Origin of the sequence: Streptomyces sp. NPDC059900 (assembly GCF_050270335.1) — a bacterium.
Lineage (GTDB): Bacteria > Actinomycetota > Actinomycetes > Streptomycetales > Streptomycetaceae > Streptomyces.
Genome location: NZ_JBNNJZ010000350.1, coordinates 1 through 8,668 on the forward strand (window position 1 = coordinate 1; position 8,668 = coordinate 8,668).

An 8,668-nucleotide genomic window follows, 5' to 3' on the forward strand; every position below is an offset into this window, starting at 1 on the left:
TCGGTGGGCACGACGGAGGCGGCAGCAAAAATGGTCGCGGCAGCAGCCCCGACGCCGCGCTTCTGACTTCCCTCTCCCTCCCCCACTCCGCCCCGGAACGGCCCGCCCCCGCACGCAAGCGGGGGCGGGCCGTTCCGCATTCCGTTCGTGACTGTCCGATAAACGGTTCGTTAGCCCGTACGAGGCTGCAACGGGCGGCCGGGACGGGGAGGGGAACGATGCGGGACCCGTACGGCAAGGGCGGCGGCCGTTGATTCCGGAGGATGAACTCCGCGACCTTGTACGGAGCTCCACCAGTTATGCCGATGTGATGCGGGGCCTCGGTATGGAGGTCAACGACACCAATCACCGGCGTATCCGGCGTGCGGCAGCGCGGCTCGGCCTCGACACCAGCCATTTCAAACGCCGGGCCTGGGTGCAGCCGGACCGCCCCGCGCCCCCTCCGATCGCCCAACGGGTGCTGGTCGTCCTGCCTGACCACGCCGGGCGGACGAATCTGCGATACCTGTGCCCCAACTGCCATTCGCTGACAGAAACATGGTGCCGTCAGAAGAGGAGGGCGCCTCTCGCCGGGTAGCCCGCGCTACCCGTACACTGAACGCCGCCGGTCAAACGCAATGACCGTTTTTGAGCGGCCGTGATGGAATTTGGCAGTCATGCTGGGTTTAGGTCCCAGTGGGTTCACACCCGTGTGGGTTCGAGTCCCACCGGCCGCACTGTCAACGGGCTGTGGGGCCGGTCATTTGAAGACCGGCCCCACAGCCCGTTTGGTTCAGCCCAACAGCTCCCGAACCACCGGCACCAGCGCCCGGAACGCCTTGCCGCGGTGGCTGATCGCGTTCTTCTCCGCGGCGGAGAGCTCCGCGCACGTGCGGGTCTCGCCCTCCGGCTGGAGGATCGGGTCGTAGCCGAAGCCGCCCGTGCCCGCCGGGGTGTGGCGCAGGGTGCCTCGGAGTTGGCCTTCCACCACACGTTCCGTGCCGTCCGGGAGGGCGAGGGCCGCCGCGCAGGCGAAGTGGGCGCCGCGGTGGGTGTCCGCGTCGATGTCGCCGAGCTGGGCCAGGAGGAGGGCGAGGTTCGCGGCGTCGTCGCCGTGGCGGCCTGCCCAGCGGGCGGAGAAGATGCCGGGGGCTCCGCCGAGGACGTCGACGCAGAGGCCGGAGTCGTCAGCGACCGCGGGCAGGCCGGTGGCCTTGGCGAGGGCGTGGGCCTTGAGGAGGGCGTTCTCGGCGAAGGTGACGCCGGTTTCCCTGACGTCGGGAATCTCGGGGTAGGCGTCCGCGCCGACGAGGTCATGGGGAAGGCCTGCGTCGGCGAGGATCGCCTTGAGTTCCGTGATCTTGCCGGCGTTACGGGTGGCGAGGATGAGGCGGGTCATGACGACCAGTATCCAAGCCGCCGGGGCCTTACGGCGTGCAGACCTTTGTCAGCTCGCTCGTCGCGTCCACGATCGGCTTGAGGTCGGGGGTCGCGTCCCCCTTGTCGACGGCGTCGCGGACGTTGCCGACGGCCTTGTCGAGGTCGTCCACGGCCTTGTTCACGTCGGTGTCGTCGGTCTTGTCGCCGATCTCGTCGATGTTCTTGTCGATCTTGTCGAGTGCCTCGTCCGCCTGCGTGGGGTCGTCGCCCGCCTTCTCGACGGCCTGCTGGAGGTCGGTGACGCTGTCGGCGATGGCGTCCGCGGTCTGGACGCAGTCGAGCGCCTTGTTGACGGCGTCGCAGCCGACGAGGCCGATGCCCGCCGGTACGGCGATCAGAACTGACGTGATGGCGATGGCGATACGGCGGTGGCGCGCGGCCATGGATAGGTCCCTCCCCGAGTGCTGATACGGGCGCACGGCTTTACGCGTGCGCCCGTATCCGTAAGAACGCTTGGCGAGGGCTCGTGGTTGCCTGCCGGGCCGACCGGTTGTCGCCCCGGCCGACCGGCTACTTCGTGGCTTCGAGCGCCTCGCGCTGGAACGCGGCGAGGTCTTCGCAGCCGCCGACCGCGAGGTCGAGCAGCGCGTTCAGTTCCTTGCGGTCGAACGGCTCGGCCTCGGCGGTGCCCTGGACCTCGACGAAGCGGCCGTCGCCGGTGCAGACGACGTTCATGTCGGTGTCGGCCTTGACGTCTTCCTCGTAGCGCAGGTCGAGGAGCGGTACGCCGCCGACGATGCCGACGGAGACAGCGGAGACGGTGTCGGTCAGGGGCTTGCGGCCTGCCTTGATCAGCTTCTTGCCCTGGGCCCAGGCGATGGCGTCGGCGAGTGCGACGTATGCGCCGGTGATGGCCGCGGTGCGGGTGCCGCCGTCGGCCTGGAGGACGTCGCAGTCCAGGACGATGGTGTTCTCGCCGAGTGCCTTGTAGTCGATGACGGCGCGCAGGGAGCGGCCGATGAGGCGGCTGATCTCGTGGGTGCGGCCGCCGATCTTGCCGCGTACGGCTTCGCGGTCGCCGCGGGTGTTGGTGGAGCGCGGCAGCATCGAGTATTCGGCGGTGACCCAGCCTTCGCCGCTGCCCTTGCGCCAGCGCGGGACGCCTTCGGTGAAGGAGGCGGTGCAGAAGACTTTGGTGTCGCCGAAGGAGATGAGGACGGAGCCCTCGGCGTGCTTGCTCCAGCCGCGCTCGATGGTGATCGGGCGGAGCTGTTCGGGGGTGCGGCCGTCGATGCGGGGCGTGGAGGACATGCGGCTGACCCTATCGGCACATGGCTGAGGGCCCTTACCGGTGATCGGCAGGGCCCTCGGCGGGTGAGCTCGGTGGCTCACGTCATGACTGGCTCACGTCATGACTGGCTCGCCTCATGACTGGCTCACATCATGTCTTCGATGTCGGCGGCGATGGGGTCGGCGTCGGTGCCGATGACGACCTGGATCGCGGTGCCCATCTTGACGACGCCGTGCGCGCCCGCGGCCTTCAGTGCGGCGTCGTCGACGAGTGCCGGGTCCTTGACCTCGGTGCGGAGGCGGGTGATGCAGCCCTCGACCTCTTCGATGTTGTCGATGCCGCCGAGCCCGGCGACGATCTTCTCAGCCTTGCTGGCCATGGTGTTCTCCCTGTTCCTAAAGGACGCGGCCTCACCACACCGTAGGTCCGCTTTGCCACGGTAACGCACGGTTGGAGCATCTTCGCGGGCGGTTATGGCACTCGTACCCAATGATGACGATCAAGGTGCCATCCCTCATGCCATCCCCTGAAGGACGGCACCGCACCCGTTCCGCAACTGGTCTACACCAGTTTCCAACGACCGCCAAACCTGGCTTGTTCCGGAGGGGACGCCGATGAGTACCGACGCCGCGGCGGTGCCGCAGAAGAAGTGGTGGAACGGGCTGTTCCAGGGCCTGCAGAAGATGGGCCGCAGCCTCCAGCTCCCCATCGCCGTCCTGCCCGCCGCGGGCATCCTCAACCGACTGGGCCAGCCGGACGTCTTCGGCGCCGACGGCCTCGGCTGGGACAACGTCGCCAAGGTCTTCGCGGCGGCGGGCGGTTCGCTCCTGGACTCGACCCTCGGTCTGCCCCTGCTGTTCTGCATCGGTGTCGCGATCGGCATGGCCAAGAAGTCGGACGGCTCCACGGCGCTCGCGGCGGTCACGGGCTTCCTCGTCTACTACGCGGTGCTGCGCGCCTTCCCCGACGACTGCCCCGCCGACACCACCTTCGGCGCCGCGGGGTTGTGGAGCGGCGTCTGCGTGGCGGAGGACGGGACGGTCGCGCAGGCCGCGTACCAGAATCCCGGGGTGTTCGGCGGCATCGTGATGGGCCTGCTCGCCGCGTGGTTCTGGCAGCGCTATCACCGCGTGAAGCTGGTCGACTGGCTCGGCTTCTTCAACGGCCGCCGTCTGGTGCCGATCATCATGGCCTTCGTCGGCCTGGTCTTCGCCGGTCTGTGCGTATGGGTCTGGCCGCCCGTCGGCGACGCGCTGACCAGCTTCTCCAAGTGGCTGGTGGACCTCGGATGGCTGGGCTCGGGGATCTTCGGCGTGGCCAACCGCGCGCTGCTCACGGTCGGCCTGCACCAGTTCCTGAACACGTTCGTCTGGTTCCAGTTCGGCGACTTCGAGAAGCCGGACGGCACGATCGTGCACGGTGACATCAACCGGTTCCTCGCGGGCGACCCGACGGCGGGCCAGTTCACCTCGGGCTTCTTCCCGATCATGATGTTCGCGCTCCCCGCGGCGGCCCTCGCGATCACGCACGCGGCCCGCCCGGAGCGCCGCAAGGTGGTCGGCGGCCTGATGCTGTCGGTAGGCCTGACGTCGTTCGTCACCGGCATCACCGAACCGATCGAGTACTCGTTCCTCTTCATCGCGCCCGCGCTGTACGCGATCCACGCCGTGCTCACCGGTGTCTCGATGGCGGTGACGTGGGCCCTGGGGGTCAAGGACGGCTTCAGCTTCTCGGCGGGCCTGATCGACTACGTCATCAACTGGAGTCTGGCGACCAAGCCCTGGCTGATCATCCCGATCGGATTGGTCTTCGCCGTCGTGTACTACGTGCTGTTCAGCTTCGTGATCCGCAAGTTCGACCTGCATACGCCGGGCCGGGAGCCCGAGGAAGAAGCGGAAGCGCAGGACGCGGAGCAGACGAAGGCATAGCCGCCGCCAGGGCCGCCGTCGACGACCGGCCCGCGCTCAACCGGAAGCCCCCCGGACGAAATCGCCCGGGGGGCTTTCCACGTTTATTTCGCGTTATGGCGGACCCCACAAAACTCGTGGGTTCCTTACGTCACCTTCACCGTGCTACAACAGGTCTACACCACTAATTGGTGTAGACCACGCGGCCGTCCCGCCGCGGCTTCGGAGACGCCGCCGTCACCCACTTCCATGTCCCCTGGCGGCGCCTTGCCCACTGGAGGAAGTTGTGTCCACGGCCAGTTCCGCTCCCGCGGCCGAGAAGAAGAAGGGCGCCGGCGTGATGGCTGTCATGCAGCGCATCGGCCGCAGCCTCATGCTGCCGGTCGCCGTGCTGCCGGCAGGCGCCCTGCTCGTCCGCCTCGGCAACCCCGACATGCTCGGCCGGGACTCCTTCCCTGCCTTCGTCACCAAGATCGCCTCCTTCATGGCCGCGGGCGGCAACGCGATCCTCGACAACATGGCGCTGCTGTTCGCCGTCGGCATCGCGATCGGCTTCGCCAAGAAGTCCGACGGCTCGACCGCCCTTGCGGCCGTCACCGGCTACCTCGTCTTCAAGAACGTCCTCGCCACGTTCACCGACCCGAACCTCGACAAGATCGCGACGGTCGTCGACGGCAAGATAGTCATGACGGAAGCGCCGGTGGACGCCAAGGTCCTCGGCGGTGTCGTGATGGGCATCGTCGTCGCCCTGCTGTACCAGCGCTTCTACCGCACCAAGCTGCCCGACTGGGCCGGCTTCTTCGGCGGCCGCCGCCTGGTCCCGATCCTCTCCGCCTTCGCGGGTCTGATCCTCGGCATCGTCTTCGGCTACATCTGGCCGATCCTCGGCACAGGCCTGCACAACTTCGGTGAGTGGCTGGTCGGTTCGGGCGCCGTGGGCGCGGGCATCTTCGGTGTCGCCAACCGTGCGCTGATCCCGGTCGGCATGCACCACCTGCTCAACTCCTTCCCGTGGTTCCAGGCGGGCTCGTACGAGGGCAAGAGCGGCGACATCAACCGCTTCCTCGCCGGTGACCCGACCGCCGGACAGTTCATGACCGGCTTCTTCCCGATCATGATGTTCGCCCTTCCCGCGGCCTGCCTCGCGATCGTCCACTGCGCCCGTCCCGAGCGCCGCAAGGTCGTCGGCGGCATGATGTTCTCCCTCGCGCTCACCGCCTTCGTGACCGGTGTGACCGAGCCGATCGAGTTCACGTTCATGTTCATCGCCCCGGTCCTGTACGCGATCCACGCGGTGCTCACCGGTGTCTCCATGGCGCTGACCTGGGCGCTCGGCATGAAGGACGGCTTCGGCTTCTCGGCGGGAGCGGTCGACTTCTTCCTCAACCTCGGCATCGCGAGCAACCCGTGGGGCCTGGCCCTCGTGGGTCTGTGCTTCGCCGCGGTCTACTACGTGATCTTCCGCTTCGCGATCACCAAGTGGAACCTGCCGACGCCGGGCCGCGAGTCCGACGAGGAGCTCGCCGAGATCCTCAAGGCCGAGGCGAAGTAGCCTCCCGCCACACTCCGGGACGTCACACCTCGGGACGTCACACTTCAGGACGTAAGCCCCGCACCGTTGCGACCAACGGTGCGGGGCTTCGCCGTGTCCGGCGGCTTACGGTCGGAGCATGAACACACCGCGCATCCTCGATCTCGACCGCGACCAGCTCTCCGCCCTCCGCGGTCGCGCCCTGACCGCTTCGGTCGCCGCAGCGGAAGGCCGCACCATGGTCGGCGAGGTGTTCGCCGACCGGGCCGCCCTCGTTCCGATGCCCGGCATGCCCGGTGTCCACAACGCCGAGCTCGTCGCCGCCTTCGGCGCCGACATCGTCGTACTGAACCTGATCGAGCGCGCCTGGGACGGCGAGCGGCTCGATCTGCCGGGCCTGGGCACGTTCGACTCGATCTCCGATCTCGCCGCCTTCATCGGCCGGCCCGTCGGCATCAACCTGGAGCCCGGTGACGTCCCCGAGATCCGCCGCGCCAAGCCCGAGTACGCCAAGCGGCTCATCGACATGGGTGCGGCGATGCTCTGCCTGACGGCGAATCCGGGGACGGGCGGTTCGTACGAGGGGCTCGCGCGGGTCACCGAGGAGCTGCGGCAGGGCCTCGGCGACGACGTCGCGCTCTGGAGCGGCAAGATGCACCACGCCGGTCACCCGGAGCGGGTCACGGCCGCCCGGCTCACCTCGCTCGTGGACGCGGGCGCGGACGGCGTCGTCATGCCGCTGCCGGGGACGCTGCCGGGTGTCACCAAGGAGCTGGCGGCCGAGGCCGTGGCCGCGGTGCAGGACGCGGGGGCCGTCGTGATGGGGGCGATCGGCACCAGCCAGGAGGGCAGCCACGCGAACGTCGTGCCGCAGCTGGCCCTGACCGCGAAGGAAGTGGGCGTCGATGCCCACCACTTCGGTGACTCCTACCTGCCGGGCATGTGCGATCCGGAGGTCATGTACGCCTACTCGGTCGCGGTCCGCGGCCGCCGCCACACCTGGAACAGGATGGCGCTCGGCGGCCGCGGGACCAGGCGCTAGATCTTTTGGACCCGGCGCTAGATCTCGTAGACGCGGCCGGCCTTCGCGAGTTCGGCGGGGCCGTCGTACGCCGCTCGCGCGTCCGCCAGGTTCACCTGCGGGTCCGTCCACGGCGGGATGTGCGTGAGGAGGAGACGCGCGGCTCGCGCGCGCTGGGCGGACTCGCCCGCCTCACGGCCGTTGAGGTGCAGGTCGGGGATGTTCTCCTTGCCGTGCGTGAAAGCGGCCTCGCACAGGAACAGGTCGGTGTCGGCGGCCAGTTCGTCGAGCGCGCCGCACACACCCGTGTCTCCCGAGTACGTGAGGGACTTGCCCCCGTGCTCGACGCGGATGCCGTACGCCTCGACGGGGTGGAACACCTTCTCCGTACGCACGGAGAACGGGCCGATGTCGAACGAGGCCGGCTTGACGGTGTGGAAGTCGAAGACCTCGCTCATCGAGGAGGCCGACGGGGTGTCTGCGTAGGCCGTGGTCAGGCGCTGTTCGGTGCCCTCGGGTCCGTAGACCGGGATGGGGGCGCAGCGGCCGCCTTCGTGCCGGTAGTAGCGCGCCACGAAATAGGCGCACATATCGATGCAGTGGTCGGCGTGCAGATGGCTGAGAAAGATCGCGTCCAGGTCGTACAGACCGACATGGCGCTGCAGCTCGCCGAGGGCACCATTGCCCATGTCGAGCAGCAGCCGGAAGCCGTCGGCCTCTACGAGGTAGCTCGAACAGGCCGAGTCCGCGGACGGAAACGACCCCGAGCAGCCGACGACGGTGAGCTTCATGGAGCGGAGACCTCCGGAGGCGAAACGGGGGTTGTGCGGGGGCCTTGCGGGGCTCGCGACGAGTCTTGCGAGAGGCTCTTCGCGGAGTGCTTCAGTCCGTCGAGCGTAAGGCGCAAAAGGGCCGGTCGCTCCTCCGCCGAGGGCCGTTGTGGGAGAACTCACCTGCGCTGTCACCGGTTCGGGGGGCGCGCGGGGCGGGGTGCGCGCCGGTACCGTCTGCGGTATGGATACGTCGTGGTGGCTCGCCCTGGCCGCTGTGGTGGTGCTCGCCGTGGTCGCCACCGTGGTGGACGGCTGGGGTCGCAGCAACCGCGGACCGCGCGGTCGGACCACCCGTCCGCCGGGTCGTCCGGCGGGCCGTCCCGCGCGTCGGCCGCGTGGCCCGCGGCGTCAGCTGCCCGCGCCGAGACCGGCGGAGATCTGGTGGGCGCGGGTGCCGTACGAGGACGGGCCCGGCGAGAAGGACCGGCCCTGTCTCGTGCTGTCCGTGCGGGGCGGGAGCGCGGTCGTCGCGAAGATCACCAGCAAGTACCACGACGAGCGGCCCGGGGTGATTCCGCTGCCGCCGGGGTCGGTCGGGGACGCGCGGGGGCGGCCGAGCTTCCTGGAGACGGACGAGCTGCGGGACGTTCCGGTGTGGGAGTTCCGGCGGCGGGCGGGGATCGTCGACCCGGCGCTGTGGGATCAGGTGCGGTACCTGGCGGGCTAGGGCGGGCGGGGTAGGCGGGCCCTGCGGGGCATTCCCCGATCCCGCCCCTTCCCGAAACC

Annotated in this window: 9 protein-coding genes and 1 tRNA gene; 5 read left to right on the top strand and 5 right to left on the bottom strand. The window is 69.0% G+C overall.

Annotated elements, in window-relative coordinates; genetic code table 11:
* Nucleotides 1–631: 631 nt before the first annotated feature.
* Nucleotides 632–716, top strand: a tRNA-Leu gene (locus tag ACQKIP_RS31980).
* Between the two features lie 56 nt (nt 717–772).
* Here the strand turns inward: ACQKIP_RS31980 and rdgB are convergent.
* From rdgB to ACQKIP_RS32000, 4 genes are all read right to left on the bottom strand, one after another.
* The gene (gene rdgB, locus ACQKIP_RS31985; protein WP_365857362.1) at nt 773–1,378 is read right to left on the bottom strand and encodes an RdgB/HAM1 family non-canonical purine NTP pyrophosphatase; all 606 of its coding nucleotides are present in this window, start codon (nt 1,376–1,378) and stop codon (nt 773–775) included.
* A 28-nt stretch (nt 1,379–1,406) separates the two neighbouring features.
* Complete coding sequence (locus ACQKIP_RS31990; protein ID WP_361186632.1) at nt 1,407–1,802, bottom strand: hypothetical protein; 396 nt, start codon at nt 1,800–1,802, stop codon at nt 1,407–1,409.
* A gap of 127 nt (nt 1,803–1,929) precedes the next feature.
* Nucleotides 1,930–2,670, bottom strand: coding sequence for a ribonuclease PH (gene rph, locus ACQKIP_RS31995; protein WP_365857359.1), 741 nt, complete (start codon nt 2,668–2,670; stop codon nt 1,930–1,932).
* 125 nt (nt 2,671–2,795) lie between these two features.
* Complete coding sequence (locus ACQKIP_RS32000) at nt 2,796–3,029, bottom strand: glucose PTS transporter subunit EIIB (RefSeq protein WP_055568676.1); 234 nt, start codon at nt 3,027–3,029, stop codon at nt 2,796–2,798.
* Between the two features lie 235 nt (nt 3,030–3,264).
* Between ACQKIP_RS32000 and ACQKIP_RS32005 the strand changes: the two genes are divergently transcribed.
* The 3 genes from ACQKIP_RS32005 (at nt 3,265) to ACQKIP_RS32015 (ending at nt 7,130) form a co-directional block, all read left to right on the top strand.
* Nucleotides 3,265–4,578 (top strand): PTS transporter subunit EIIC, encoded by a 1,314-nt coding sequence (locus ACQKIP_RS32005; RefSeq protein ID WP_365857357.1) that lies wholly within the window; start codon nt 3,265–3,267, stop codon nt 4,576–4,578.
* Nucleotides 4,579–4,843: 265 nt separating this feature from the next.
* Nucleotides 4,844–6,109 carry a PTS transporter subunit EIIC gene (locus ACQKIP_RS32010; RefSeq protein ID WP_365857355.1) on the top strand — a complete coding sequence of 422 codons (1,266 nt, stop codon included), beginning with the start codon at nt 4,844–4,846 and terminating at the stop codon, nt 6,107–6,109.
* A gap of 118 nt (nt 6,110–6,227) precedes the next feature.
* Nucleotides 6,228–7,130: a hypothetical protein gene (locus ACQKIP_RS32015; protein ID WP_365857353.1), complete on the top strand. Its 903-nt coding sequence runs from the start codon at nt 6,228–6,230 to the stop codon at nt 7,128–7,130.
* Nucleotides 7,131–7,147: 17 nt separating this feature from the next.
* On the opposite strand, the gene ACQKIP_RS32020 is transcribed toward ACQKIP_RS32015, so the two are convergent.
* A complete protein-coding gene (locus ACQKIP_RS32020) occupies nt 7,148–7,900 on the bottom strand; it encodes an MBL fold metallo-hydrolase (RefSeq protein WP_361186644.1) in 753 nt (250 codons plus the stop codon).
* Nucleotides 7,901–8,123: 223 nt separating this feature from the next.
* Here ACQKIP_RS32020 and ACQKIP_RS32025 point away from each other — a divergent pair, with 223 nt between their 5' ends.
* Nucleotides 8,124–8,609, top strand: coding sequence for a type II toxin-antitoxin system PemK/MazF family toxin (locus ACQKIP_RS32025; RefSeq protein WP_365857351.1), 486 nt, complete (start codon nt 8,124–8,126; stop codon nt 8,607–8,609).
* The last annotated feature ends 59 nt before the right edge of the window (nt 8,610–8,668 follow it).

Excerpts from the sequence above, each read along its gene's own strand:
- rdgB (WP_365857362.1), bottom strand. The coding sequence starts at position 1,378 with ATGACCCGCCTCATCCTCGCCACCCGTAACGCCGGCAAGATCACGGAA.
- ACQKIP_RS31990 (WP_361186632.1), bottom strand. The coding sequence starts at position 1,802 with ATGGCCGCGCGCCACCGCCGTATCGCCATCGCCATCACGTCAGTTCTG.
- rph (WP_365857359.1), bottom strand. The coding sequence starts at position 2,670 with ATGTCCTCCACGCCCCGCATCGACGGCCGCACCCCCGAACAGCTCCGC.
- ACQKIP_RS32000 (WP_055568676.1), bottom strand. The coding sequence starts at position 3,029 with ATGGCCAGCAAGGCTGAGAAGATCGTCGCCGGGCTCGGCGGCATCGAC.
- ACQKIP_RS32005 (WP_365857357.1), top strand. The coding sequence starts at position 3,265 with ATGAGTACCGACGCCGCGGCGGTGCCGCAGAAGAAGTGGTGGAACGGG.
- ACQKIP_RS32015 (WP_365857353.1), top strand. The coding sequence starts at position 6,228 with ATGAACACACCGCGCATCCTCGATCTCGACCGCGACCAGCTCTCCGCC.
- ACQKIP_RS32020 (WP_361186644.1), bottom strand. The coding sequence starts at position 7,900 with ATGAAGCTCACCGTCGTCGGCTGCTCGGGGTCGTTTCCGTCCGCGGAC.
- ACQKIP_RS32025 (WP_365857351.1), top strand. The coding sequence starts at position 8,124 with ATGGATACGTCGTGGTGGCTCGCCCTGGCCGCTGTGGTGGTGCTCGCC.